Here is a 23999-nt window from a genome sequence, read left to right as displayed (position 1 = left end):
TCAGATACGGTCCAGCACGCCGTCGAGCCAGGCGAAGAAGCCCTTCGCTCCGTCGGTAGTTTCCGCGAGCGGCAATCTATGCGCGCTGTCGGCGAGCGGCTTGCGCGGCCGTGGTGGCAGGTATTTGTTGACGGGCAGCGTCTCCTGTTCCGGCATCAGGTCCATGCCGCCGCGTTCCGCGACCATGATCGACACTGCCGAAGACGGGTCCGCCAAGTCGCCATAGTGCCGGGCATTGGCCGGACAGGTGCGCACGCAGGAAGGCACCCGATCGACCTCGTCTATCGTCTCGTTGTAGATGCGGTCGATGCACAGCGTGCATTTCTTCATCACGCCGGCGGCCAGATCCATCTCGCGCGCACCGTACGGGCAGGCCCACGCGCACAGCCCGCAGCCGATGCACATATTCTCGTCGACCAGCACGATGCCGTCCTCTGCCCGCTTGTAGGATGCACCGGTCGGGCAAACGGTGACGCAGGGCGCATCCTCGCAGTGCAGGCAGGATTTCGGGAAATGCACGATCCGCGCTTCGCCGGCCTCGCCGACGATCTCGGCTCCTTCGGGGATCACTTCGAAGGTATGGACGCGGTTCAGCCAGGCGCCGGAAACCTCCGCACCATAAGGATCCTGGTCCGAGAGGGCGGAGCCATAGCCGCCGGTGTTCCATTCCTTGCAGCTGACCACGCAGGCGTGGCAGCCGACGCAGACATCGAGATCGATGACGAGGCCGAGCTTCTTCGGCGTCGGTTGAGCAGGAAGAAGCGTCACTTCGCCCACTCCTGCCCGTAGCGTAATTCGTTCGGCTTTTTCGCCGGTCGTCCAGGTTCTGACACCGGCGCAAAGCGCGGCTCGCTCAATTCGGCAGGTTCCGCCTTCTCAATGCGCACGCGGAGGTCGTACCAGGCCGCCTGGCCGGTGATCGGGTCGGAGTTCGACCAGCGCATGCCGTCGCCTTTCGGCGGTAGAAGTTCGTTGATCAAATGGTTCATCAGAAAGCCTTTTCTGGCTTCCGGCGAATCGCGGTCCAGTGCCCAGGCCCCTTCCCGCTTGCCGATCGCATTCCAGGTCCAGATCGTCGAGGAGTTGACGGCTTCCATCCGCGCGATCTCGACCTTGATGCGTCCGTGGTGCGAGGTCAGGAAAACCCAGTCGCCGTCGACGAGACCAAGCTCGTCGCAAATCGGCCCCGGCACATAGAGCGGGTTCTTCGTGTGGATCTGGCGCAACCAGGCGTTCATCGAGCCCCAGGAGTGGTACATCGCCGCCGGCCGCTGGGTGATCGCGTGGTAGGGATAGGTCTGGCGATCGACGATTTCCTCCTCGAACGGCCGGTACCAGAATGGCAGCGGGTCGAACGTGTCGAGGATACGCTTGCGATGCGTTTCGGGCGCAACCGGTTCGCGCAATCCCTCCGCCGACAGCCGGAATTTCTGCAGCGTCTCCTGGTAGAGCTGGAAGGTGACCGGCTGCGGAGTGTCGAAGAACCCCATGCGGACGGCGAAATCATGGTACGCCTTGTTAGCGTGCTTAAAAAATTGCGCTTCGAGCGGGATGTGCGCCGAGAAAAACGAACCGTTCTCGATATAGCGCTTGAGCTGGTCGGGATTGGCGGCCCCGCGGCCGACGCGGTCGCCGTTCGGCCCACGAAAACCAGCCAGCGGGCCGATGCCCGGCCGGCGCTCATGGCGCACGATATAATCGGCGTAGTCGCTGTAGAGCGCGCGGCCGCGGTGGTCGACGAAGCCCGGCAGCTTCAACCGCGCCCCTAGATCGAGAAGCACGGTCTGGAAGCCGCGCACGTCTCGGTCGGGCTCGACCACCGGCCAGCGGATCGCATCCTGCACGGCGTCCGGCTCGGAGATCGGCCGGTCGAGCATGGAAATGCAGTCGTGTCGCTCGAGATAGGTTGTGTCCGGCAGCACCAGATCGGCATAGGCGACCATCTCGGACGCGTATGCGTCCGAATAGATGATCTTCGGGATGCGATATTCCCCGGTCTCGGGGTCCTTGTCCTCCAGCATTTTTATCACGCCGGCCGTGTTCATCGACGAATTCCACGCCATGTTCGCCATGTAGAGGAACAGCACATCGATCGGATAAGGGTCGCCGGCATGCGCATTGGAGATGACCATGTGCATCAGGCCGTGCACGGAGACCGGCGCATCCCACGAGAAAGCCTTGTCGAGCCGCGTAGGTTTGCCATCGGCGTCGATGAGCAGGTCTTCCGGCCCGCGCGGAAAACCGAGATGCGGGCCAGACAGCGGCTTGTTGGAGCCGAAATGCTCGGCCTTTCCATGCGGCGTCGGATGCGCCTCGACCGGCTTCGGATAGGGTGGCTCGAAGCGGAAGGCGCCGGGACAGTCGACTGCGCCGATCAGTACCTGCAGCATGTGCAGCGCGCGCGCCGTCTGGAAGCCGTTGGAATGGGCCGACAGGCCGCGCATGGCGTGGAAAGACACCGGCCGGCCGACGAAGCTCTCATGCCGCTCGCCATTCATGTCGGTCCATGGCTGATCGATGTAGATGGCTTCGTCGAAGGCGACGCGGGCAATCTCGGCCGCCAGGCCGCGAATGACGTCGACGGCAACGCCGATTTCGCCGGCGACGGCCTCGGGTGCGTATTTCGTGTGGAGATATTTTTCCGCGAGGAGTTGAAACGAGGGCACGGCGAAACGCCCGTCCCCAAGCATGTAGCGCCCGGACAGCGCCGGCCTTGCGCCGACCGTGCCTCGCGGAACGATACGCTCAGTGACGGTTTCGAACACCAGTTCCCTGCCCTCCACGTCGCGCGCGAAAAGCCCGTGCTCGGCAGTTCCCGGCGCATCGACGACCAGCCACGGCGCGTTGGAATAGCGCATGAGGTAGTCGACATCGATTTTCCGTGCTTTCAGCAGCTCGTGCACGACGGCCAGGATCAGCAGCCCGTCCGTGCCAGGGCGGATGCCGATCCAGTTGTCGGCGACCGCCGAATAGCCGGTGCGGACCGGATTGACTGAGACGAAACGCGCGCCGTTCTTCTTGACCTTGGCGATGCCCATCTTGAGCGGGTTGGAATCATGGTCCTCGGCGACACCGAACATGATGAACAGCTTCGTCCGGTCCCAGTCCGGCGCGCCGAACTCCCAGAACGCGCCGCCGATAGTCATGATGCCGGCCGCCGCCATATTGACCGAGCAGAAGCCGCCATGAGCGGCGTAGTTGGGCGTGCCGAACTGCTGCGCCCAAAAGCCGGTCAGCGACTGCGACTGGTCGCGGCCGGTGAAGAAGGCAAGCTTCTTCGGATCGGACTGGCGCACGCCGTCGAGCCAGCCGGTTGCAATGCCAAGCGCCTCGTCCCACGAGATTTCCTGGAACTCGCCCGAGCCGCGCGGCCCTACCCGCTTCAGCGGCGCCCTGAGCCGCGCCGGCGCGTAATGCTGCATGATGCCGGCCGAACCCTTGGCGCACAGCACGCCGCGATTGACGGGATGGTCGCGATTGCCTTCGATGTAGCGGATCTTGCCGTCCTTGATGTGCACATTGATGCCGCAGCGGCACGCGCACATGTAGCAGGTCGTCTTGCGTACTTCGTCGCCGACGGGCTCGGACAGCGCGACACGCGAAGTGGAATTCATCGGCGGAGCTCCCTCCGCCAATGTCTACAGACGCCCTATCCCAAATGAAATGCCCGAAAACGCCATTTCAGGGGAAAATTTGTATAGACATAAACTTCCGTAACAGATTCGTTTTTCGGCGGTGGCCGCGTATTGATGCCACTCAGTTCCTGACGACGATACGTGTGTTGCCCGGCCCGATCTGCTTCACCAGCGCGTAAAACCTGGCGGCGTTGGCTGTCGCGAGCCTCACGCAGCCATGCGAGGCGGGCCGGCCAAGGCTCTTGACGTAGTTGGTGCCGTGGATGGCGTAGCCGCCATGGTAAAACACCGAATAAGGCATGGGCGACATATCGTATTTACGCGAATGCCACATCTTGTGCATGCGTTTCGGCCGCCAGGTGCCGCGTGGCGTGATGTAGCCCCTGCGCGCCGTCGAGACTTTCCAGGTGTGGATGACGCGGCCGTGCTTCACCACGGTCATGGTCTGAGCGGACACATTGATGTTCGCAACCAAACTGGCCGCATGGCCATGCACCGAAGCGCCAAGCAGCAGCCCCGCAAATGCAAGCGCGAAAAGAATTCCGTTTTTCATTTTGTCGATCCCCCAAATACCAAAAAACCTAACGTCCCCTTCGCAATCGATATGTGAAGAAGGTTACACCCAGTTCCTAAAAATTTGCCAAAGCCTGCGACCGTCGGTCCTAACAATTTCCCGTGAAGGTTGCGCCACAACAGGATGACGATTGCACCATGGGACGGGTCTTCGTTGACTTCACGAGGCGCGGGCATAGTTTTGACCGAGTACCGAGCAAGCGGCGGTGCGGAACTGGGTTACGAGGGCGCGGCGATTGCTCGAGCGTGCCCGGAGGGACTAAGATGCAGCACAATCAAGTATTTAACGGTTTAAGCCGGCGCGAACTGCTGTCACTGATCGGGATAACTGCAGGCAGCGCCGTGATGTATCAGGCAATGACCAGTCTGGGTCTCGCCGAGGAGTCGGGTTACAAGGGTCCGCTCAAGCTCGATGGCGATCCGAAGGGTGCCTCGGTCCTCATCCTGGGCGCCGGATTGGCCGGGATGACCGCGGCGCTCGAAATGCGCCAGGCCGGCTACAAGGTGCAGATCCTCGAATTCAACGACCGCGCAGGAGGCCGCAACTGGACCCTGCGCGGCGGCGACACCTACACTGAGCTTGGCGGCGAGACACAAACCTGCGAGTTCGACGAAGGGATGTATCTCAATCCGGGGCCGTGGCGCATTCCCTATCATCACAACGGCCTGCTCGCCTATTGCAAGCGCCTGGGCGTTGCGCTCGAGCCGTTCCAACAGCTCAACCACAACGCGTTCCTGCATTCATCGAAAGCGTTCGGCGGCAAGCCGCAGCGGGTTCGCCACATCAAGACAGATTTCCGCGGCCATGTCTCGGAACTGCTGGCCAAGGTGACGCAAAAAAGCCAGTTGGAAAGCAGCGTCACCAAGGAGGACCAGGAGATCCTGCTGGAAGCGCTCAAATCCTGGGGCGCGCTGGATGCCGACTATGGTTACCGGGCCGGCCATCTCACATCCGAATACCGCGGCTTCGAAAAGGATCCGGGCGGCGGCCTCGGCGCGGCGCCGGTTGCCGGCGAGCCGATCGGTCTCCCCGATATCCTGAACTCGCGCCTCTGGGGCAATCTTGCGAATTACGCGCTCTACGAGTTCCAGACCACCATGTTCCAGCCAGTCGGCGGCATCGACATGATCGGCAAGGCCTTCGCCAGGGAGGTCGGCGACCTCATCAAATACAACGCCAAGGTCAGCAAGATCGAACAGAACGACACCGGCGTGACCGTTACCTATGAGGACACGAAAAATCCGGGGACGCCGCAGCAGGCGTCGGCCGACTGGTGCATCTGCACCATCCCGCTGACGATACTGAGCCAGATCGAGATCAATGTCGGCGCGCCGATGCAAGCCGCAATCGAGGCGGTGCCTTACGCCTCCTCGGTCAAGGTCGGCCTGCAGTTCAAGCGCCGCTTCTGGGAAGAGGACGATCTGATCTTCGGCGGCGTCAGCTATACCGATCTGCCGATCGCCCAGATTTCCTATCCGAGCACGGATTTCAACAAAGGAGGCAAGGGTGTCCTGCTCGGCTGCTATACCTGGAACGGGCCGAATTCTTACGAATTCACCTCCATGTCGCCCGCCGAACGCGTAAGGCTGGCCGTCGAATACGGCTCCCAGATTCACCCGCAATACAAGGACGAGTTCGAAACCGGCATAGCGGTCGCCTGGCACCGCGTTCCGTTCACGCTGGGGTGTGCGGGCGACTGGACCGAAGAGGCGAGAAAGGAGCACTACGACAATCTGTGCCAGATCGACGGGCGCATCGTGCTCGCCGGCGAACACGCCTCCTACATCCCGGCCTGGATGGAAGGCGCGATCCTGTCGTCGCTGGATGCAGTGTCGCGGCTGCACCAGCGCGTTCTCGCAGGGTGACCGCCATGTCGGATCATCCCCATCCCCTCAATCTCGCGAGGAATATCGTCATGATGAAACGGTTGTTTCGAGCCCCCGGCCTCGTCGGCGTGGCGGCGCTGACTACCTTCGCCCTGGCCACGTCGGGAACGCTCGCCCAGGAATCGAAAGCCGTCGCTGAGGACCAGCCGCTGGATTCGGCCGAACCGACGCTCAGCGATACGTCGAACTTTTCGGAAGAGACCGGCGCGGCGCTGTATGCCAGCGTCTGCCAGGCCTGCCATATGGGCGAGGGCCAGGGCGCGGTCGGCGCCGGCAAATACCCGGCTCTCGCCAAGAACGAGAACCTGGAAGCCGGCGGCTACCCGGTCTCTGTCGTGGTGCAAGGGCTGAAAGGTATGCCGCCGGTCGGCCAGATGATGAGCGACGAGCAGGTTGCCGCCGTCGTCGACTATGTGCGGACCCATTTTGGCAACAACTACAAGGATGACCCCGTGACGGCCCAGGACGTCGCCGACGTCAGATAAGTCCCGGCTTCGGCCTCGACCATCATCTTGGCGAGGCTGGTCGGTTCGCCACCAGCGTATAAAAGGAGAAAGAAATGAACGGATTGCGGATCACCGCCACCCTTGTGGCTGGAATGATGATGACGGCAAGCGCCTTGGCGCAGGATGTCATACGCCACAAGATTCCCGATTCCGATTTCCCGATCGCGCAGGCAGTCGAGATTCCGGCCGGCAAGACCACTGTCTATGTCAGCGGCGCGGTCCCTTCGGTCACCGATGAAGCGGCCGACAAGAACACGGTGGCGGCCTATGGCGATACCAAGACCCAGACCGAATCGGTGTTCAAGTCGATCGAGGCGACATTGACGAGGCTCGACCTCAAGATGAGCGACGTGGTAAAGATGCAGGTATTCCTGGTCGGCGATCCGGCTAAGGACGGCAAGATGGACTTTGGCGGCTTCATGGAAGGCTATACGCAATTGTTCGGCACGGAGGCCCAGCCCAATCTGCCGGCGCGGTCGGTGGTGCAGGTCGCCGGCCTCGCCAATCCAGGCTTTCTCGTCGAAATCGAGGTGACGGCGGTCCGGCCCTAGAGCCGTACGAAGCCGCTGCGCGGTGGACGGCAGGCTGCCTCCCTCGACTTCGTTGCGGGGATACCTAAACTGCAGCTCGTTCCACAATTCCGGGTCGGCATTGCATACATGTATGAAAAGCTTCTCGAAACCATCGACGAGCGGGTCGACGACCTGGTCGCGCTCACGGCCGACCTGATCCGTTTTCCGACGATCAATCCGCCCGGCGACGCATACCGGCCCTGTGCCGAATATATTGGCGCGCGCCTGAAGAAACGCGGCTTCGGCGTCGAATTCATCCGCGCCGAAGGGACGCCGGGCGACACCGACCGCTATCCGCGGATGAATGTCGTCGCACGTTTCGACGGTCGTACGCGCGGCCCGACGGTGCATTTCAACTCGCATATCGATGTTGTCGAGGCGGGCGAAGGCTGGACGGTCGACCCGTTCGCCGGCGTAGTGAAGGACGGCAGGGTTTATGGTCGCGGCGCCTGCGACATGAAGGGTGGGCTTGCGGCGTCCATCATCGCCGCCGAGGCGTTCATGGACGTCTATCCCGATTTTCCCGGCGCGATCGAGATTTCCGGTACTGCCGACGAGGAATCGGGCGGCTTCGGCGGCGTCGCCTATCTGGCCGGCAAAGGTTATTTTTCCAAGCCTAAGGTCGACCATGTCATCATCCCCGAACCCTTGAACAAGGATCGCATCTGCCTCGGTCACCGCGGCGTGTGGTGGGCCGAGATCGAAACGAAGGGGGAAATCGCGCACGGCTCGATGCCGTTCCTCGGCGACTGCGCGGTGCGCCACATGGGCGCCGTGCTCGAGGCGTTCGAGAAGGATCTGTTTCCCGCACTCGACCGCAAGCAGACGCGCATGCCCGTCGTGCCGGAGGGCGCGCGCCGGTCGACCATGAACATCAACTCCATCCATGGCGGCCAGACCGACGATTTCCGGCCCGGCCTGCCCTCGCCCAACGTGCCGGACTGGTGCCGGCTGACGATCGACCGGCGTTTCCTGCTGGAAGAGAAGATCGGCGACGTCAAAGGTGAAGTAACGGCCATTCTCGACCGGCTGAAGCGCGACCGGCCGAAATTCGACTACGACATCCGCGACATCATGGAGGTGCAGCCGCTGATGACCGAGCGCAACGCGCCGGTCGTCTCCGCGGTGGCCCAAGGCATTCGCGAGGTCTTCGACCGGGAGCCCGACTACGTGATTTCGCCAGGCACCTACGACCAGAAGCACGTCTCGCGTATCGGCCATCTGCACGACTGCATCGCCTATGGGCCGGGCATTCTGGACCTGGCGCACCGGCCGGACGAGTGGGTGGGCATCGCCGACATGGTGGAATCGGCCAAGGTCATGGCGATCGGCCTGAACCTGTTGCTGCGGGGACCGGCGGCACGATGATCGCCCGGCCCTGGCGCGAAAAAGATTAGGCTTCAGGTGCGCCCATCGCAACAAACGCGATTTACTCCGGCGGCAAATAACGCTTCTATCCAGCCGGAATTCGGGAACGGGAGTAGGTTCAATGAAAGTTTGGAAATCGATCCTCACGGCGAGCGTGCTGGCGCTGGCGTCGAGCGCGGCGTTGGCCGCCAGGACCGACCTGGTGCTTGGGATCCCGCTGGAGCCGCCGCATCTCGATCCGACCGCAGGCGCGGCCGCCGCGATCGACGAGGTTCTCTACGCCAACGTCTTCGAAGGGCTTACCCGCATCGGGCCGAGCGGCGAAGTGCTGCCGGCGCTGGCCGAAAGCTGGACCGTTTCCGACGACGGCAAGATCTACACCTTCAAGCTCCGCCCCGGCGTCAAATACCATGACGGCAGCGACTTCAACGCCGATGATGTGAAATTCTCGCTCGACCGCGCGCGCGCCGAAGATTCTACGAACGCGCAGAAGGCGCTGTTTGCCGCTATCGACACGGTCGAGGTGGTCGACCCGAGCACGGTAAAAGTCACGCTGAAGAACCCGCAAGGCTCTTTCCTTTATAATATGGGTTGGGGCGACGCAGTGATCGTGGCACCAGAATCGGCCGCGACCAACAAGGAAAAGCCGATCGGCACCGGCCCGTTCAAATTCGAGAACTGGGCCAAGGGTTCGGCCATCACGCTGGTCAAGGCGGACGGGTACTGGGGCGATCCGATCGCGCTCGACAAGGCCCAGTTCCGCATCATCCCGGATGCCGCCGCGGCCATTCCGGCGCTGCTTTCGGGTGACGTGCAGGCGCTGCCCAACTTCCAGCTCGGCGATGCGCTGCCGCAAATCCAGGCCGATCCGCGTTTCAAGGTGGTGATCGGCTCGACTGAAGGCGAGACGGTGCTGTCCACCAACAACAAGCGGCCGCCCTTCGACAATCTGAAAGTGCGCCAGGCCATCGCCCACGCGATCGACCGCAAGGCGATCATCGACGGCGCTTCCGGCGGCTTCGGCGTGCCGATCGGTTCGCACTTTGCTCCGCATAACCCGGCCTATGTCGACCTGACCGGGACCTACCCCCACGATGTCGAAAAGGCCAAGGCGCTCTTGAAGGAAGCCGGCTTCGAGAACGGCATCAAGGCAACGCTGAAGCTCCCCCCGGTCGGCTATGCGCGTGACGGCGGCCAGATCGTCGCCTCGCAGCTACGCGATGTCGGCATCGAGCTCGAGATCATCCCGGTCGAATGGGCCGACTGGCTGAAGCAGGTGTTCACGGAAAAGGACTACGATCTGTCGATCGTGTCCCACACCGAACCGAACGACATCGAGATCTATTCGCGCGACAGCTACTATTTCCAGTACGACAACCCGGCGTTCGACAAGATCATCGAGGAGTTGAACCTCACTTCCGACGAGGCCAAGCGCAAGGAGCTCTACGGCCAGGCCCAAAAAATCCTCGCCGAGGATGCGGTCGTCGGCTTCCTTTTCGAGCTGCCGAAGATCGGCATCTGGGACGCCAAGGTCGAAGGCCTGTGGACGAACTCGCCCATCCAGGCGAACGACCTGACCAAGGTGAAATGGGTGGATTGAGCGCTTACCCTCCCCCCTGCGTGGAGGGTCGTCGCGCAGCGACAGGGTGGGGGTGGCGCAAGGTCGAGCTCTTCCTTCTCCACCCTCACTCAGCCCTGCGGCCCGCCCTCCCCGCACCGTCAATGCGGACGCCTGCCCCATGACCTCCTACCTCCTCAAACGCCTCCTCATCGGCGCGCTGACGCTCGTCGTCGCGTCGATCGTGGTATTTTCGGTGCTGGAGATCCTGCCCGGCGACCCGGCGCGGCTGATGCTCGGCTTGAATGCCTCGGAAGCGACGGTTCAGGTGCTGCGCGAGCAGATGGGCCTCAACCAGCCAATTCTTTTGCGCTATCTCGACTGGGCTGGTGGGCTGCTGACGCTTGATTTCGGGAAGTCCTACACCTATTCGGTCCCGGTCGCCGAGCTTGTCGCCGAACGCGTCGTGGTCTCGCTGCCGCTCGCACTCATGGCGCTCTTTCTGTCGACCGTCATCGCCATCCCGGTCGGCGTGTTTTCCGCCCAAAGGCGCGGCAGCGCCGCCGACACGCTCTCTATGGGCGCGGCGCAGATCGGCGTCGCCATACCCAATTTCTGGTTCGCGCTGATCCTCATCTATATTTTCGCGGTCTGGCTGCGGCTCGTGCCGGCAGGCGGCTTTCCCGGCTGGAACGCCGGACTTTGGCCGGCCTCCAAGGCATTGATCCTGCCCGCCGTGGCGCTCGCTTTGCCGCAGGCGGCTATCCTCGCCCGCGTCACTCGCTCGGCGCTGCTCGAAGTGCTCGGCGAAGACTATATCCGCACCGCCCGCGCCAAGGGCATGCCGCGCAGCCATGTGCTTTGGCGGCATGCGCTGCGCAACGCGATGATCCCGGTACTGACCATCCTTGGTCTGCAATTCGCCTTCCTGCTCGCCGGCACGATCATCATCGAGAACGTCTTCTACCTCCCCGGCCTCGGCCGGCTGATCTTCCAGGCGATCACCCAGCGCGACCTCATCGTCGTGGAGAGCGTCGTCATGCTGCTGGTCGCGACCGTGATCGTCGTCAATCTCCTGGTCGATCTATCCTATGCGATCGTCGATCCACGGTTGAGGATCCGACAATGACATTGCCTGTGACTGAATTCGAGCGCGAGACCTTCGGCAGCTTCGTCGCGAAAGCCTTCGCCAACCGATCCTTTGTCACCGGTTTCGCCATCACTTCGCTGATAACCGGCATGGCGCTGCTGTCGTTCTTCTGGACGCCCTACGATGTGACCAAGCTTATCGTGGCCGACCGCATGCAGCCGCCTTCGGCCACACATCTCTTCGGCACCGACCAGTTCGGCCGCGACGTTCTGTCGATGATCATGGTTGGCTCGCGCAACTCGATCGCGGTAGCGCTGGTGGCGGTCGGCATCGGCATGGGACTCGGCGTGCCGCTCGGCTGCTGGGCCGCCGCCCGCGGCGGCTTCGTCGACGAAGCGGTCATGCGCTTCAACGATCTCGTTTTTGCCTTCCCCGCTTTGCTCTCGGCGGTGATGATCACCGCAATCTTCGGCCCCGGCGCGATCAACGCCATCATCGCCATCGGAATCTTCAACATACCGGTCTTCGCACGCGTCGCCCGCGCCGGCGCGCTCGCGATCTGGCCGCGTGAATTCATTTTGGCCGCCCGCGCCGCCGGCAAGGGCAAGGCGCTGATCACTGTCGAGCACATCCTGCCCAACATCGCCAACCTGCTGCTGGTGCAGGGCACGATCCAGTTCGCGCTCGGCATTCTGGCCGAGGCGGGCCTCTCCTATCTCGGCCTCGGCGCACAGCCGCCAATGCCGAGCTGGGGGCGCATGCTGTTCGAAGCGCAGACGCTGATGATGGTCGCGCCTTATCTGGCGCTGTTCCCAGGCTTCGCCATTGTTATCACCGTGCTCGGCCTCAACCTGCTCGGCGATGGCGTCAGCGACGTGCTCGACCCGAAATTGCGGCGGCAGCGATGAGCCTGCTCGAAATCGAGAACCTGTCGCTCAAAATCGGCGAGACGCCGATCCTCAGGGATATCGACCTGAGCATCGACGCCGGCGAGGTGATGGGGCTGGTCGGCGAATCCGGTTCGGGCAAGTCGATGACGGCGCTGACGGTCATGCAGCTTCTGCCCAACGCCGCCCGGGCCGAAGGCCGCGTCAGCTTCGACGGCATCGATATTCTCGCCGCCACCGAGGACCGGATGTGCCAACTGCGCGGCGACGACATCGGCATGGTGTTCCAGGAGCCGATGACCGCGCTGAACCCGGTCAAGACAATCGGCGAGCAAGTCGCCGAAGGCATTCGCTGGCACACCGGAGCCAGCCGCGCCGATGCCGAGGAGCGCGCGCGGCAAATACTGGATCGGGTCGGCCTGCCCGAGCAGAAATTCCCGCTGTCGCGCTACCCGCACCAATTGTCGGGCGGTCAGCGCCAGCGCGTGGTGATCGCCATCGCCTGCGCGCTGAAGCCGAAGCTTTTGATCGCCGACGAGCCGACAACCGCGCTCGACGTCGTGCTGCAGGCGCAAATCCTGGAACTGCTGCGTGATCTCGTCGACGAAAACCGCATGGGCCTGCTGCTGATCTCACACGATCTCGCGGTCGTAACGCAAATGGCTGACCGCATCACCATCCTGCGCCATGGCGAGGTGATGGAGACGGGCGAAACCGCTTTGACGCTGTCGAAGCAGGCGCACCCTTACACGCGGCAACTGGCACTCGCTTCGACGCATGTGCCGGAAAGGCGCGTCTTTGCCCTCCCCCTTGCGGGGAGGGTGTGGGCGGAGCCGACGGGTGGGGGTGGAGACGAAGCGCTCGATCCGTCCCAAACCGAGCATTCTTCACGACCCCCACCCCGGCCAGCAGAACTGGCCGACCCTCCCCTCAAGGGGGAGGGTAAAGGCGCACCGCTGCTCGACGTCCAAAACATCTCCCGCGCCTATCCCGGCCAGCGACTGTCGATGTTCCGCAAGGCCGAGGCTTTTCGCGCTGTGGACGACGTGTCGTTCTCGATTTCGCCCGGCCAGTCGACCGCCCTTGTCGGGCGTTCGGGCTGCGGGAAATCGACGCTCGCCCGCATGATCCTGGCGCTGGACAGGCCGACCGGCGGCGCGATCCGTTTCATGGGCGAGACGCTGACCGGCAAGGACGAGGCCACGCTCAAGCCGGCACGGCGCAACATGCAGGTGGTGTTCCAGGACCCTTACGGCTCGTTCAATCCGCGCCACAAAGTCGAACGGCTGGTTTCCGAACCCCTGCATTTGCTGGAAAAGCAGCCTAGCGCGGCCGAGCGGCGCGAGATGGTGGCCGCCGCCTTGCGCGAAGTCGGCCTTCGCGCCGACGACATGGACAAATATCCGCACGAATTTTCAGGCGGCCAGCGGCAGCGCCTGTCGATCGCGCGCGCTATCATCACCAGACCGAAGCTCGTTGTCGCCGACGAGCCGGTTTCGGCGCTGGACGTTTCGATCCGCGCGCAGATCCTCGACCTCTTTGCCGATTTGAACCAGCGCCTCGGCGTCGCCTATCTGTTCATCACCCACGATCTGACGGTCGCCCGAGCCATCACCGATGACGTGATGATCATGCATGAGGGAAAGATCGTCGAACGCGGCCCGACCGGCGAGGTGCTCGACCATCCGCAATCGGAGGCGGCCAAGGCGCTGGTTGCCGCGGCGCCCGACCTGCACCGGGCGATCGCGCGCCGGCTGCAGGAGCAGGGCTGAGCAGCCGATGGAGAAGACAAGTCGTTCAGAAGGCGAAGGCGCCGAAGCCAAATTGCACCGGTGGCGCATCGAGCCGAGGGAATATGCTAGGCAAGAGGAACGCCGCGGAAAACGGCACGCATTTCAGCACCTTGTTCCGACCCGAACCGCGTTGGTGGTTATCGACATGGTGAAGTTCTTCGTGGCGCAAAATGCCTATTGCCGCGGCATCGTGCCTAACATCGCCAAGCTTGCAAACGGCCTGCGCGCAACCGGAGGGACGGTCGCCTGGACTGTCCCCGCTTCGGAACAACGCCATCCCGCTTTGGCAGGAGAATTCTTTGGCGAAGAGATCGCGGAATTGTATCGGTTTTCTGGCGGCAGCGGTCCTCTGAAGGATCGGATATGGCCGGCATGCAGAGTTCATGAGGCCGACATGCTGGTCGAGAAACGGCAGTTCAGCGCTTTCTTTCCGGGATCATCCGCCCTGCCGTCGCGGCTGGAGGCGCGCGGGATCGACACGGTGATCGTTACCGGGACGGTGACCAACATCTGCTGCGAATCTTCGGCTCGGGACGCGAATGCCTTGGGATTGCGCGTCATCATGGTCGCGGATGCCAACGCGGCAAGGCGCGACGAAGACCACAACGCGACGCTCTACAATATCTACCGCACCTTCGGTGACGTCCGCACCACTTTGGAAGTGCTAGACCTCATTGCCGGCCGCCCGCAAGCCTGACAGCAGCAGGTCGCTACTGCGGCTTCACAACGTCCACCGGGCTGATGCCCAGAATGTCGAGCGTCCGGCGGAGCAGCCGCACTTCGTTTTCGGCGAGCTCGGAATCCGCCTTGGCGATCTCGGCCATGTGGCGCGCGAGCAATTTGCGGCGCTCGACATCAAGTTCGCCGAACAGCGCCAGCGCCTGCGCGCCGCTGGTCTCGTAGCCGAAATCATTCAGATATTCGACGACGCCGTCGAGGCTCTCGTCGCTGATCCCGAACGCCTCACGGCAGATGCGGCGGAAGGTATCCATCTCGCTGTCGCTGACCGTCCCGTCCGCGAGGATCATGCGGAACAAAAGCAGGAGTTCGGCCGACAGGACCGGATCGTCCGCCACCTTGCGAACGCCGGGGTCACCGTCAAACAGCGTCCGTATGCGGGCCAGCACTCCTGTCGCCATCGAATTTTCCTTCTCGCGCGCCATGCAGACTACGTAGCGTGAAACGCAACTTGCGCAAACTGGCCGCGTGTGGTCGAACGCAGCATATTTTTCACGGCCCTCCGGCCAAGCGTTCCCCGCACAACATGTTCGATCTGGCCACCGAGACCATTGCCCTGCTCGCCTTCGCGGCCTTCTTCGCCGGCTTCATCGATTCGATCGCCGGGGGCGGCGGCCTGATTGCCGTGCCGGCGCTCCTGCTCGCCGGCCTTTCGCCGGTCGAGGCGCTCGGCACCAACAAGCTGCAAGGACTGTTCGGCTCGGGCTCGGCGACGATCGCCTATGCCTCCAAAGGGCATGTCAACCTGCGCAGGCAACTGCCTTCGGCGCTTCTGTCCCTCTGCGGAGGCGTTGCAGGCGCGCTTCTGGCAACAATCCTGCCCGGCGAATTGCTGCGTATCGCCCTGCCTTTCGTGCTGGTCGCCATTGCGCTCTACTTCGCCCTGAAACCGAACATGGACGACATCGATCGTGCCCAGCGCCTGTCGCCGTTCCTGTTCGGGCTACTGGTCGTGCCGGTGATCGGTTTTTACGACGGTGTCTTCGGTCCGGGCACCGGCTCGTTCTTCATGCTCGCTTTCGTCGCGCTCGCCGGATATGGCGTGCTGAAGGCGACCGCCCATACCAAGCTGCTCAACTTCGCCTCCAATATCGGCGGTTTCGCCGCTTTCGCCTTCGTCGGCGCGGTATCATGGAAGATCGGGCTGATGATGGGCGTGGTGCAGTTTCTCGGCGCCCGTGTCGGCGCTGGGCTGGCAATCCGCAATGGCGCGAAGCTGATCAAGCCACTGCTGGTGATCACCTGCATTGCGCTCGCCGCGCGGCTGATGATGGATCCCGCACATCCGCTGCGCACGATGCTGGGTTTTTGACGGACATTCCCGGCCTTGCTAGGCTGGTAGTGGAGGCCGCAAATGATCGCCGAGCCTGACGCCCCGCCGACACCCGCGCCGCCACCTGCCGGCCAGTACGAGATGGTGCAGCGTGCGCCATGCCCGAGGCTGGACGGGATAGTCTCGCGCATAACCGGCTATCGCGAAGTGGCCGTCGGCCATTTCCGCCAGGTCGAGGCCGCATCGCTGGTTGTACCGCTCGTCATCAATTTCAGCGGCTCGTTTGCGATTGGGCTCGGCCGTGCGCCCGGCGACAACGAACGTTTCGGCAGCTTTGCGGCCGGCCTCTTTGCCGGACCGGTGGTGATCGATTCGTTCGGAACAGCAAGCTGCGTCCAGATCGATTTCACCCCGCTCGGAGCGCGCCGTTTTTTCCGGATGCCTATGACCGAACTCACCGATCGTATGGTGACGCTCGATGATGTGCTTGGCGCGGACGGACTGGCGTTGCGCGAAAGACTGGCGAACGAACGCGACTGGCATCGACGCCTCAATCTTGCCGAGCGTTTCGTCGAAGCCCGTATCGCCGCAGCGCCGCCAACTAAACCCGAAGTGGCCTGGGCATACGGTAACCTCCTTTCCAGCGGCGGCCGCATGCCCGTGGCCGCCATCGCCAGGAATATCGGCTGGAGCCGCAAGCACCTTGCTGGACGATTTGCCGCCGAGACCGGCGTCGGGCCAAAGACATTTGCCCGCATCGTCCGTTTCAACCGCGCGCTGACGCTCAGCCAGGCCGGAACCGACGGCTGGGCCGGCATCGCCGCTGAATGCGGCTACTCTGACCAGGCGCATCTGGCGCGGGAGTTTCGCGAGATGGCTGGCGCAACGCCGGCATCATGGCAGGCGCAAATCGCCTGATGCGGTAACATTTCTTCAAGACCGCCGGGCGACCGGCTGACAATCTGGGCCGATCGCAACCAATCCACATGAAGGATGTCACGATGCCCGAAAATATCGAAGCACCACGCATATACGCGACTTTCCGCTACCAGGACGCAGCCAGGATGATCGACTGGCTTGCGAAGGCCTTCGGCTTCACCGTCCATGCCAGATACGCCGACGCCGACGGAGTAATCCAGCATGCGCAACTGGCCTTTGGCTCCTCGATGATCATGCTCGGCAATGTGCGCGACGACGAATACGGCAGGATGGTCGGCGGACCGGGCTCCCAGGGCGGCAAGTCTATCTATGTCGCCATCGACGACCCCGACGAAACCTATGCGCGCGCCAAGGCGGCGGGCGCGAAGATCCTGGAAGAGCCGACCAATCGCGACTGGGGCAGCCGCGACTTCGTCTGCGCCGATCCGGAAGGCAATGTCTGGTCTTTCGGCACTTACTGGCCGAAGGCGAACGAACCGGCGATGACCTGAGGAGCGTTGGGGTGGGCGACGACCAGCACAAGGCGCGACTGCCTATCGTGCACCCTCCGGGCGAAGGCCGCATTTACCGGATGCCGACCATGCGCGCCGTCTTCAAGGCCGACGGCAAAGAGACCGCGAACCGCTATTCAGTCTCCGAATGGTGGCTGCAACCGGGCAGCGATGGTCCAGGCGCCCATTCTCACGAAGAGAACGACGAGATTTTCTTTGTGATTGAGGGAAGGCCGTCGCTGTTGGTCGGCGACAAGTGGATCGACGCGCCAGCCGGGAGCTGCATCGTCATCCCGGCCGGCATCACGCACGATTTCGCAAACAGGACAAGCGCCCTCGCCGGCCTGTTCAACGTTTTCATTCCCGGCGGCTTCGAGCCGAAAATGCCGGCGATCGTAAAATGGTTCGAGGAGAACAGTTGAGCGTTGCAGCCAATCAGCGCGCCGCGGCGAAGATCGCGTCGCAGTCGAGATGCGTTTCAAGCTGCGCGGCGATTTCGTCCAGCGCCCGCTCGACCTCCGCGCGGTAGTCGACGCCGCCGCCCTTGACGCCGAGGCTTTCCAGAAAGCGAGCGCGAAACCGGTCGGCCCCGAACAGCCCGTGCATGTAAGTGCCGAAGACCCTGCCGTCCGCCGATGTCGCGCCATCCTCGGCGCCGTCGATGATGGCCGCCGGCCGCATACAGTCCGGACCCGTAGTCCTGCCGAGATGGATCTCGTAACCTTCCAGCGGCACGCCGAAATGCGTCGAATGCGCGGTCACGTTGCGCACCGTTTTTTCCGGCTCCATCACCGTCTCGATGTCGAGAAGGCCGAGCCCTTCCGCCTCTTTCACATTTCCTTCGATGCCGTCCGGATCCCGCACAATCCTGCCCAGCATCTGATAGCCGCCGCAGAGGCCAACGACATGGCCTCCGCGCCGCCTGTGTTCGAGAAGGTCGCGATCCCAGCCGTTTTCGCGGAATTTCATGAGATCGCCGATCGTCGATTTCGAGCCGGGAATGACCACCAGCCCGGCATCCTGCGGCAGCCGCTCGCCGGGTCGTACGAACATAACCTCCACCTGCGGTTCGGCGCGCAGCGGGTCGAGATCGTCGAAATTGGCAATTCGCCCGAGCACCGGCACTGCCACCTTGAGCGCGCGGCGCTCGCCTGCCGCCAGCCGCTCCAGAACGACCGAATCTTCGGAGGGCAGCATCGCCGCCGCCTTCAGCCACGGCACCACACCAAAACAGCGCCAGCCGGTGAATTTTTCGATCGCGGCGATGCCGTCATCGAACAGCGTGACATCGCCGCGAAACTTGTTGATGAGGTAACCGACGATCATGCGCCGGTCTTCTTCGGGCAGGATCAGGTGCGTGCCGGCGACCGAGGCGATGACGCCGCCGCGGTCGATGTCGCCGATCAGCACGACCGGCACATCCGCCCGCGTTGCAAAGCCCATATTGGCGATGTCGCGCGGCCGGAGATTGATCTCGGCGGGAGACCCCGCCCCTTCGACGATGACCAGGTCGGCACCCTCCCCGACCTTGGCCCAGGAATCGAGCACAGCGTCGAACAGCCGGCTCTTGAGCGCCTGGTAATCTCGCGCCCGCGCCTCTCCGAACACCTTGCCCTGCACGATCACCTGCGCGCCGACATCGCTTTGCGGCTTGAGCAACACCGGGTTCATGTGGATCGACGGCGCGACGCCGCAGGCAATCGCCTGCAGCCATTGCGCGCGGCCGATCTCGCCGCCGCCCGGCTCGCCCGGAATATCCGCCACGGCGGCGTTGTTCGACATGTTCTGCGGTTTGAACGGCCGCACCTTCAGCCCGCGATTCCTGGCGGCGCGGCACAGGCCTGCGACAAGCACCGTCTTGCCGACATCCGAACCCGTGCCCTGCAGCATGATCGCCTTGGCCATATGGTCAGTATCCGCCCCCGCGGGAAGTCCGGAGCAGTTCATCGAAAATTGTCGTCACGCCGGGTCTCCGGAAGCGTTTTCATGCACATCGGCTCCGCACGGGAGCGGGTTGCGCGGGCGCATCATTGGTCTAGATTGAGCTTCACGCATAGCCAAAAACGTCAGGGAGGACGCCATGGACGCCGCTGTGGGCCCGACCGCCGGCCAGTTCGACTTGAACGAGGATCAGCGCGCTATCCAGCATATGGCGGAGACTTTCGCTGCCGATCGCGTCGCCCCCAATGCGCTCGAATGGGACCGGAATCATCATTTTCCGAGCGACGTGATCCGCGAGACTGGCCCGCTGGGAATTGGCGGCATCTACATAGCAGAGGACGTCGGCGGCTCAGGCCTTGGCCGCCTCGACGCCGTGCTGATCTTCGAAGCCCTGTCGCGCGCCTGCCCCGGCTTCGCCTCGTTCATCTCGATCCACAACATGGCGTCGTGGATGATCGACAAATTCGGCAGCGAGGAACAGCGCCAGCGGCTCCTTCCCAAACTGACCTCGATGGAATGGCTGGGCAGCTATTGCCTAACCGAACCTGGCTCAGGTTCGGATGCAGCGGCATTGAAGACAAGGGCTGTACGCAGCCCCGGCAATGGCGGTGACTATGTCGTGAACGGCGCTAAGCAGTTCATTTCGGGCGCCGGCGACAGCGACGTCTACGTGACCATGGTGCGCACCGGCGAGGAGGGTCCGAAGGGTATCTCGACGCTCGTCATCCCGAAGGATGCGCCGGGCCTGTCGTTCGGCGCGCTCGAAAACAAGATGGGCTGGCACATGCAGTCGACCCGACAGGTGATTTTCGAGGACTGCAAGGTACCAGCCGTGAACCTTTTGTCGGGCGAAGGCGCGGGCTTCGGCATCGCCATGGCCGGCCTCGACGGCGGCCGGCTGAACATCGCCGCCTGCTCGCTCGGCGGCGCGCAATCGGCGCTCGACAAGGCGATCGCCTATACCGCCGAACGCAAGGCTTTCGGCAAGCCGATCAACCAGTTTCAGGCGCTGCAGTTCAAGCTCGCCGACATGGAAACGGAATTGCAGGCAGCGCGGATTTTCCTCTACACAGCCGCCTCGAAGCTCGACCGCAAAGCGCCGGACGCCGGCAAATGGTCGGCGATGGCCAAGCGCTTGGTCACCGACACCGGCTTCAACGTCGCCAACGACGCGCTGCAACTGCATGGCGGCTACGGCTATCTGCACGACTACGGCATCGAGAAGCTGGTGCGCGACCTGAGAGTCCACCAGATCCTCGAAGGCACCAACGAGATCATGCGCGTCATCATCGCGCGCTCGCTGGTCGGGCGCTGAACCAGAAAATATCGGGAGAGAAATGATGACGACGATCGGCTTCATAGGCCTGGGCAATATGGGCAACCCGATGGCCGCAAATCTGGTCAAGGCCGGGCATACGGTTCACGGTTTCGACCTTGTCCCTGAGAACCTAAAAACGGCGCGCGACAACGGCGTGGTCGTCATGGCGAACGGCGTTGCCGCGGCAAAGGACGCCGAGATCGTCATCACCATGCTTCCGGCCGGCAAGCATGTGCTGTCGGTCTATGAGGACATCGCACCCAAGGCTGCCAAGGGAACCCTGTTCATCGACTCATCGACCATCGATGTCGATTCGGCGCGCAAGGCGCATGCGATCGCCGCCAGGCACGGCCTGTTGTCGATCGACGCGCCCGTTTCGGGCGGCACCGGCGGGGCTGCCGCAGGCACCCTCACCTTCATGGCCGGCGGCTCGAAGGAGGCTTTCGTCAAGGCCGAGCCGGTGTTGAAGCCGATGGCCGGGCGCATCGTCCACTGCGGCGACGCGGGCGCCGGCCAGGCGGCGAAGATTTGCAACAATTTGATCCTCGGCGTCTCGATGATCGGCGTTTCCGAAGCCTTTGTGCTGGCCGAGAAGCTCGGCCTGTCGCATCAGGCGCTGTTCGACGTGGCTTCCACCTCGTCCGGCCAGTGCTGGTCGCTGACGACCTACTGCCCGGTTCCCGGCCCTGTGCCCACCTCCCCGGCCAATCGCGACTACCAGCCCGGCTTCGCCGCGGCTCTGATGCTGAAGGATCTGAAGCTGGCGCAGGAGGCCGCGCAGCAATCCGGCGCCGTGACGCCGCTCGGCGCCGAAGCCGCCCAGCTCTATGCGCTGTTCAACGCGCAGGGCCATGGCGGCGCGGATTTTTCCGGCATCATAAAATTCCTGCGCGGCGATTCCGCCTGATCTTCGCCGGCTGCAAGATTCTTCGGTCAACCGGCCAAATTCGTTGCAAATTTAGGTTTGCTTAAGCTCTCGATAACCGCGCAGTAACAATGTCCGGATAGAACGGATTCAAGGGCGGTCATTCGCAGCCGCCCCACCGCTCCGGATCAGGTCTCGCGTACCGGAGCTGTTTACTTTCGCAGCGTCTGTGTCGCGAAAGGCCATGCGTTTGTTGGCAAAGCCGTGTTCTTCCGTAGCCGGACGAGCGCGGTCTTTGCCGTAAAGTAGCGGCCCGAAATCCATCTCTGGCATCATATCCCAACAGCGGCGTTGGGTATCGGGATATTGTCCTTGTTGACGAGGACGATCGGCGCATCGGAGCCGTCGACCCTGACGACCAGCAAGCGCGGTCATAGCAGGCAAATGCTGGCGCATGATCCCGAAAAGTTGCAGCCAAGAACGCCTTGAAGGAAAGCGCCGCCCGATATTGTCAGGGTCGCGGCTCGAATTGCACGTCGACCGGCGGACGCAGCGCGTTCGCCAGCCGGTTCGTCTGGTTGGCCATGCCGACCACGGCAAGGAGTTCCATCATCTGCGCTTCGCTCATGCCCAGCTTGCGCGCCGAAGCGGTGTGCGAATAGGTGCAGTATTCGCAGCCATTCGTCGCCGAAACGGCTATGTAGATCATCTCTTTGACCAGAGGATCGAGCGCGCCCGGCGCCATCACCTGCTTGAGCGCTTCCCATGTCCGCTTGAGCAAGGCCGGGTCGTGGGCAAGCACCTTCCAGAAATTGTTGACCCAATCGACCTCGCGCGTCGCCATTATATCGTCGTAGACGGCGCGGACGGCCTCGTCGGCCATCTCGTATTCGATCAGGGGTACGAGTGGTTTTCCGGTCATCGAGGGCCTCTCTTCCGGTGTGGGCAGGAGCCGGCGCGCCCTGCCCTTGAGCAGTGTCAACTCCCCTAGTTTGCCCTGCGAAGATCGGCCTCGGCAAGGTCGAGCGCCCTCAGAATGCGCTCGCCGGCCATGTCGATCGTGTCGCGGGTCCAGATCAGCGGCGGCGAGAGTATCATCGTATCGCCAGTCGCCCGCATCATCATCCCTTGCGCGATCGCGTGATCGCGGACGGTGACCGCAGCGCTGCCTGCCGGCTGGAAACGCTCGCGGGTCGCCTTGTCCTTGACGATTTCGATCGCGCCCATCAGGCCGACGTTGCGAACCTGGCCGACCAGTCCATGGCCGGAAATCCGTTCCTGCAGCATTTTTGCGAAATAAGGTCCGGTGTCTGTCCTGACCCGCTCGACCAGCCCCTCCCTCTCAATGATTTCTAGATTCTTCAACGCCACCGCGCAGGCCACCGGATGTCCGGAATACGTGTAGCCGTGGTAGAACTCGCCGCCCTTCTCGACCAACGTCGAGGCAATCCGGTCGCCGACCAGCAGCGCCGAAAGCGGCTGGTAGCCCGAGGTCAGCGCCTTGGCGGTGGTGATCGTGTCGGGTTCGATGCCGAACGTCTGAGCAGCAAACCATTCGCCGGTCCGGCCATAGCCGGTAATGACTTCGTCGAGCATCAGGAGCACATCGTATTTGCGGCAGATGCGCTGGATTTCCGGCCAGTAGCTCGCCGGCGGGATTTTCACGCCGCCCGCCCCCATGATCGGTTCGCCAATGAAGGCTGCGACATTGTCGGCGCCAGCTTCAAGGATCGCGTCCTCGACGGCCTTCGCGGCGCGCAGGCCGAAATCATGATCGCTTTCGCCCGGCAGCGCGAGTTCATAGGCATAGGGCATCATCACGTGGACGATGTTGGGCACCGCCCCGCCAAGCTGGCTGTGCATGCCGTCCATGCCGCCGAGCGACGTTCCCGCCACGGTGGAGCCGTGATAGGCCATGGTCCGCGAGATGATGCGGTTCTTCTGAGGCTTGCCTTCGAGCACCCAATAATGGCGGACCAGCCGCAGCGCCGTGTCGTTGGCCTCAGACCCGGACGAGCCGTAGAAAACCTGGTTGATGTTCTTCGGTGCGATCTCGGCAAGCTTCTTCGCAAGCAGCACCGGCGTCAGCGTGGAGCATTTGAAGAAGGAATTGTAATAGGGCAGCTCCTTCATCTGCGCATAAGCAGCCTCCGCGAGCTCGTTTCGGCCGTAGCCGATATTCACGCACCACAGCCCGGCCATGCCGTCGAGCAGTTCGTTGCCTTCCGAATCATAGATGAACGGCCCCTCGGCCCGCGTGATCATGCGCGAGCCCGCGCCACGCAGCTCCTTGTGGTCGGTGAACGGGTGAATGTGATGTGCGGCGTCGATCGCCTGCAGCTGCGACAGCGAATAGTTCTGGTAAGTCATGGAGTTGGTCCTTCCAGTTGAATCGATCCGGCAACAGCCGGGTGCGAATTCAGCAGGAGGCGGGCGGCGAATAGCCGATGCGCGCGCAAAGCCGCAGCAACTCGGCATGCAGCGTGCGCCGCGACGGAACCGAAGCGAATTGCGGACGCACCTGGATAAAACGTGCAGGGCTCATAACAAGACTGTAGCGGAAGG

The 23999-nt window shown here is 63.0% G+C and carries 22 protein-coding genes; 15 read left to right on the top strand and 7 right to left on the bottom strand.

The window, feature by feature from the left end:
* From G6N73_RS03205 to G6N73_RS03195, 3 genes are all read right to left on the bottom strand, one after another.
* Positions 1 to 768: a 4Fe-4S dicluster domain-containing protein gene (locus G6N73_RS03205; RefSeq protein ID WP_165023274.1), complete on the bottom strand. Its 768-nt coding sequence runs from the start codon at positions 766 to 768 to the stop codon at positions 1 to 3.
* Positions 765 to 3614 carry a molybdopterin oxidoreductase family protein gene (locus G6N73_RS03200; RefSeq protein ID WP_165023270.1) on the bottom strand — a complete coding sequence of 950 codons (2850 nt, stop codon included), beginning with the start codon at positions 3612 to 3614 and terminating at the stop codon, positions 765 to 767. The genes G6N73_RS03205 and G6N73_RS03200 overlap by 4 nt, the downstream gene beginning before the upstream one ends.
* A gap of 142 nt (positions 3615 to 3756) precedes the next feature.
* The gene (locus G6N73_RS03195) at positions 3757 to 4188 is read right to left on the bottom strand and encodes a L,D-transpeptidase (RefSeq protein ID WP_165023267.1); all 432 of its coding nucleotides are present in this window, start codon (positions 4186 to 4188) and stop codon (positions 3757 to 3759) included.
* Positions 4189 to 4472: 284 nt separating this feature from the next.
* Here G6N73_RS03195 and G6N73_RS03190 point away from each other — a divergent pair, with 284 nt between their 5' ends.
* The 9 genes from G6N73_RS03190 (at position 4473) to G6N73_RS03145 (ending at position 14566) form a co-directional block, all read left to right on the top strand.
* On the top strand, positions 4473 to 6074 hold the full coding sequence (locus tag G6N73_RS03190) for a flavin monoamine oxidase family protein (protein ID WP_165023264.1): 1602 nt from the start codon (positions 4473 to 4475) through the stop codon (positions 6072 to 6074).
* Between the two features lie 5 nt (positions 6075 to 6079).
* A complete protein-coding gene (locus G6N73_RS03185) occupies positions 6080 to 6580 on the top strand; it encodes a c-type cytochrome (protein ID WP_246251582.1) in 501 nt (166 codons plus the stop codon).
* Positions 6581 to 6654: 74 nt separating this feature from the next.
* Positions 6655 to 7152, top strand: coding sequence for a RidA family protein (locus G6N73_RS03180; RefSeq protein WP_206078630.1), 498 nt, complete (start codon positions 6655 to 6657; stop codon positions 7150 to 7152).
* 108 nt (positions 7153 to 7260) lie between these two features.
* Positions 7261 to 8541 (top strand): acetylornithine deacetylase/succinyl-diaminopimelate desuccinylase family protein, encoded by a 1281-nt coding sequence (locus G6N73_RS03175; RefSeq protein WP_165023262.1) that lies wholly within the window; start codon positions 7261 to 7263, stop codon positions 8539 to 8541.
* A gap of 121 nt (positions 8542 to 8662) precedes the next feature.
* Positions 8663 to 10141 carry an ABC transporter substrate-binding protein gene (locus G6N73_RS03170; RefSeq protein ID WP_165023259.1) on the top strand — a complete coding sequence of 493 codons (1479 nt, stop codon included), beginning with the start codon at positions 8663 to 8665 and terminating at the stop codon, positions 10139 to 10141.
* Between the two features lie 139 nt (positions 10142 to 10280).
* Positions 10281 to 11228, top strand: a complete 948-nt coding sequence (locus tag G6N73_RS03165; protein WP_165023256.1) for an ABC transporter permease — start codon at positions 10281 to 10283, stop codon at positions 11226 to 11228.
* A complete protein-coding gene (locus G6N73_RS03160) occupies positions 11225 to 12097 on the top strand; it encodes an ABC transporter permease (protein WP_165023254.1) in 873 nt (290 codons plus the stop codon). The genes G6N73_RS03165 and G6N73_RS03160 overlap by 4 nt, the downstream gene beginning before the upstream one ends.
* Positions 12094 to 13848: an ABC transporter ATP-binding protein gene (locus G6N73_RS36675; RefSeq protein ID WP_246251581.1), complete on the top strand. Its 1755-nt coding sequence runs from the start codon at positions 12094 to 12096 to the stop codon at positions 13846 to 13848. The genes G6N73_RS03160 and G6N73_RS36675 overlap by 4 nt, the downstream gene beginning before the upstream one ends.
* A 7-nt stretch (positions 13849 to 13855) precedes the next feature.
* Positions 13856 to 14566, top strand: a complete 711-nt coding sequence (locus tag G6N73_RS03145; RefSeq protein WP_165023251.1) for an isochorismatase family protein — start codon at positions 13856 to 13858, stop codon at positions 14564 to 14566.
* A gap of 13 nt (positions 14567 to 14579) precedes the next feature.
* Here the strand turns inward: G6N73_RS03145 and G6N73_RS03140 are convergent, their stop codons facing one another.
* A complete protein-coding gene (locus tag G6N73_RS03140; protein WP_165023248.1) occupies positions 14580 to 15008 on the bottom strand; it encodes a tellurite resistance TerB family protein in 429 nt (142 codons plus the stop codon).
* Between the two features lie 125 nt (positions 15009 to 15133).
* Here G6N73_RS03140 and G6N73_RS03135 point away from each other — a divergent pair, with 125 nt between their 5' ends.
* The 4 genes from G6N73_RS03135 to G6N73_RS03120 all read left to right on the top strand — a co-directional run bounded on the left by G6N73_RS03135 (position 15134) and on the right by G6N73_RS03120 (position 17732).
* Complete coding sequence (locus G6N73_RS03135) at positions 15134 to 15919, top strand: TSUP family transporter (RefSeq protein WP_165023245.1); 786 nt, start codon at positions 15134 to 15136, stop codon at positions 15917 to 15919.
* A gap of 42 nt (positions 15920 to 15961) precedes the next feature.
* On the top strand, positions 15962 to 16798 hold the full coding sequence (locus tag G6N73_RS03130) for a helix-turn-helix domain-containing protein (RefSeq protein WP_165023242.1): 837 nt from the start codon (positions 15962 to 15964) through the stop codon (positions 16796 to 16798).
* A gap of 83 nt (positions 16799 to 16881) precedes the next feature.
* Positions 16882 to 17310, top strand: a complete 429-nt coding sequence (locus tag G6N73_RS03125) for a VOC family protein (RefSeq protein ID WP_165023239.1) — start codon at positions 16882 to 16884, stop codon at positions 17308 to 17310.
* 11 nt (positions 17311 to 17321) lie between these two features.
* Entirely contained in the window at positions 17322 to 17732 is a 411-nt protein-coding gene (locus tag G6N73_RS03120) for a cupin domain-containing protein (RefSeq protein ID WP_165023236.1), read from the top strand.
* 13 nt (positions 17733 to 17745) lie between these two features.
* Here G6N73_RS03120 and G6N73_RS03115 read toward each other — a convergent pair whose 3' ends face one another.
* Positions 17746 to 19215: a cobyric acid synthase gene (locus G6N73_RS03115; protein ID WP_165023233.1), complete on the bottom strand. Its 1470-nt coding sequence runs from the start codon at positions 19213 to 19215 to the stop codon at positions 17746 to 17748.
* Positions 19216 to 19390: 175 nt separating this feature from the next.
* Here G6N73_RS03115 and G6N73_RS03110 point away from each other — a divergent pair, with 175 nt between their 5' ends.
* Complete coding sequence (locus G6N73_RS03110; RefSeq protein ID WP_165023230.1) at positions 19391 to 20566, top strand: isobutyryl-CoA dehydrogenase; 1176 nt, start codon at positions 19391 to 19393, stop codon at positions 20564 to 20566.
* 25 nt (positions 20567 to 20591) lie between these two features.
* Entirely contained in the window at positions 20592 to 21476 is an 885-nt protein-coding gene (gene mmsB / locus G6N73_RS03105; protein ID WP_165023227.1) for a 3-hydroxyisobutyrate dehydrogenase, read from the top strand.
* Between the two features lie 469 nt (positions 21477 to 21945).
* Here mmsB and G6N73_RS03100 read toward each other — a convergent pair whose 3' ends face one another.
* Together G6N73_RS03100 and G6N73_RS03095 are read right to left on the bottom strand one after the other, a co-directional pair.
* On the bottom strand, positions 21946 to 22356 hold the full coding sequence (locus G6N73_RS03100; protein WP_206078629.1) for a carboxymuconolactone decarboxylase family protein: 411 nt from the start codon (positions 22354 to 22356) through the stop codon (positions 21946 to 21948).
* 65 nt (positions 22357 to 22421) lie between these two features.
* On the bottom strand, positions 22422 to 23804 hold the full coding sequence (locus G6N73_RS03095) for an aspartate aminotransferase family protein (RefSeq protein WP_165023223.1): 1383 nt from the start codon (positions 23802 to 23804) through the stop codon (positions 22422 to 22424).
* Between the last annotated feature and the right edge of the window lie 195 nt (positions 23805 to 23999).

This window comes from Allomesorhizobium camelthorni, assembly GCF_011045125.1.
GTDB lineage: Bacteria > Pseudomonadota > Alphaproteobacteria > Rhizobiales > Rhizobiaceae > Allomesorhizobium > Allomesorhizobium camelthorni.
The sequence above is the reverse complement of the archived record's forward strand: the minus strand, read 5'-3'. Positions and strand labels throughout refer to the sequence as shown.

What these genes read in the sequence shown, in the direction of transcription:
- G6N73_RS03200 (WP_165023270.1), bottom strand. Translation starts at nt 3,614, where the DNA reads ATGAATTCCACTTCGCGTGTCGCGCTGTCCGAGCCCGTCGGCGACGAA.
- G6N73_RS03195 (WP_165023267.1), bottom strand. Translation starts at nt 4,188, where the DNA reads ATGAAAAACGGAATTCTTTTCGCGCTTGCATTTGCGGGGCTGCTGCTT.
- G6N73_RS03190 (WP_165023264.1), top strand. Translation starts at nt 4,473, where the DNA reads ATGCAGCACAATCAAGTATTTAACGGTTTAAGCCGGCGCGAACTGCTG.
- G6N73_RS03185 (WP_246251582.1), top strand. Translation starts at nt 6,080, where the DNA reads ATGTCGGATCATCCCCATCCCCTCAATCTCGCGAGGAATATCGTCATG.
- G6N73_RS03180 (WP_206078630.1), top strand. Translation starts at nt 6,655, where the DNA reads ATGAACGGATTGCGGATCACCGCCACCCTTGTGGCTGGAATGATGATG.
- G6N73_RS03175 (WP_165023262.1), top strand. Translation starts at nt 7,261, where the DNA reads ATGTATGAAAAGCTTCTCGAAACCATCGACGAGCGGGTCGACGACCTG.
- G6N73_RS03170 (WP_165023259.1), top strand. Translation starts at nt 8,663, where the DNA reads ATGAAAGTTTGGAAATCGATCCTCACGGCGAGCGTGCTGGCGCTGGCG.
- G6N73_RS03165 (WP_165023256.1), top strand. Translation starts at nt 10,281, where the DNA reads ATGACCTCCTACCTCCTCAAACGCCTCCTCATCGGCGCGCTGACGCTC.
- G6N73_RS03160 (WP_165023254.1), top strand. Translation starts at nt 11,225, where the DNA reads ATGACATTGCCTGTGACTGAATTCGAGCGCGAGACCTTCGGCAGCTTC.
- G6N73_RS36675 (WP_246251581.1), top strand. Translation starts at nt 12,094, where the DNA reads ATGAGCCTGCTCGAAATCGAGAACCTGTCGCTCAAAATCGGCGAGACG.
- G6N73_RS03145 (WP_165023251.1), top strand. Translation starts at nt 13,856, where the DNA reads ATGGAGAAGACAAGTCGTTCAGAAGGCGAAGGCGCCGAAGCCAAATTG.
- G6N73_RS03140 (WP_165023248.1), bottom strand. Translation starts at nt 15,008, where the DNA reads ATGGCGACAGGAGTGCTGGCCCGCATACGGACGCTGTTTGACGGTGAC.
- G6N73_RS03135 (WP_165023245.1), top strand. Translation starts at nt 15,134, where the DNA reads ATGTTCGATCTGGCCACCGAGACCATTGCCCTGCTCGCCTTCGCGGCC.
- G6N73_RS03130 (WP_165023242.1), top strand. Translation starts at nt 15,962, where the DNA reads ATGATCGCCGAGCCTGACGCCCCGCCGACACCCGCGCCGCCACCTGCC.
- G6N73_RS03125 (WP_165023239.1), top strand. Translation starts at nt 16,882, where the DNA reads ATGCCCGAAAATATCGAAGCACCACGCATATACGCGACTTTCCGCTAC.
- G6N73_RS03115 (WP_165023233.1), bottom strand. Translation starts at nt 19,215, where the DNA reads ATGGCCAAGGCGATCATGCTGCAGGGCACGGGTTCGGATGTCGGCAAG.
- G6N73_RS03110 (WP_165023230.1), top strand. Translation starts at nt 19,391, where the DNA reads ATGGACGCCGCTGTGGGCCCGACCGCCGGCCAGTTCGACTTGAACGAG.
- mmsB (WP_165023227.1), top strand. Translation starts at nt 20,592, where the DNA reads ATGACGACGATCGGCTTCATAGGCCTGGGCAATATGGGCAACCCGATG.
- G6N73_RS03100 (WP_206078629.1), bottom strand. Translation starts at nt 22,356, where the DNA reads ATGACCGGAAAACCACTCGTACCCCTGATCGAATACGAGATGGCCGAC.
- G6N73_RS03095 (WP_165023223.1), bottom strand. Translation starts at nt 23,804, where the DNA reads ATGACTTACCAGAACTATTCGCTGTCGCAGCTGCAGGCGATCGACGCC.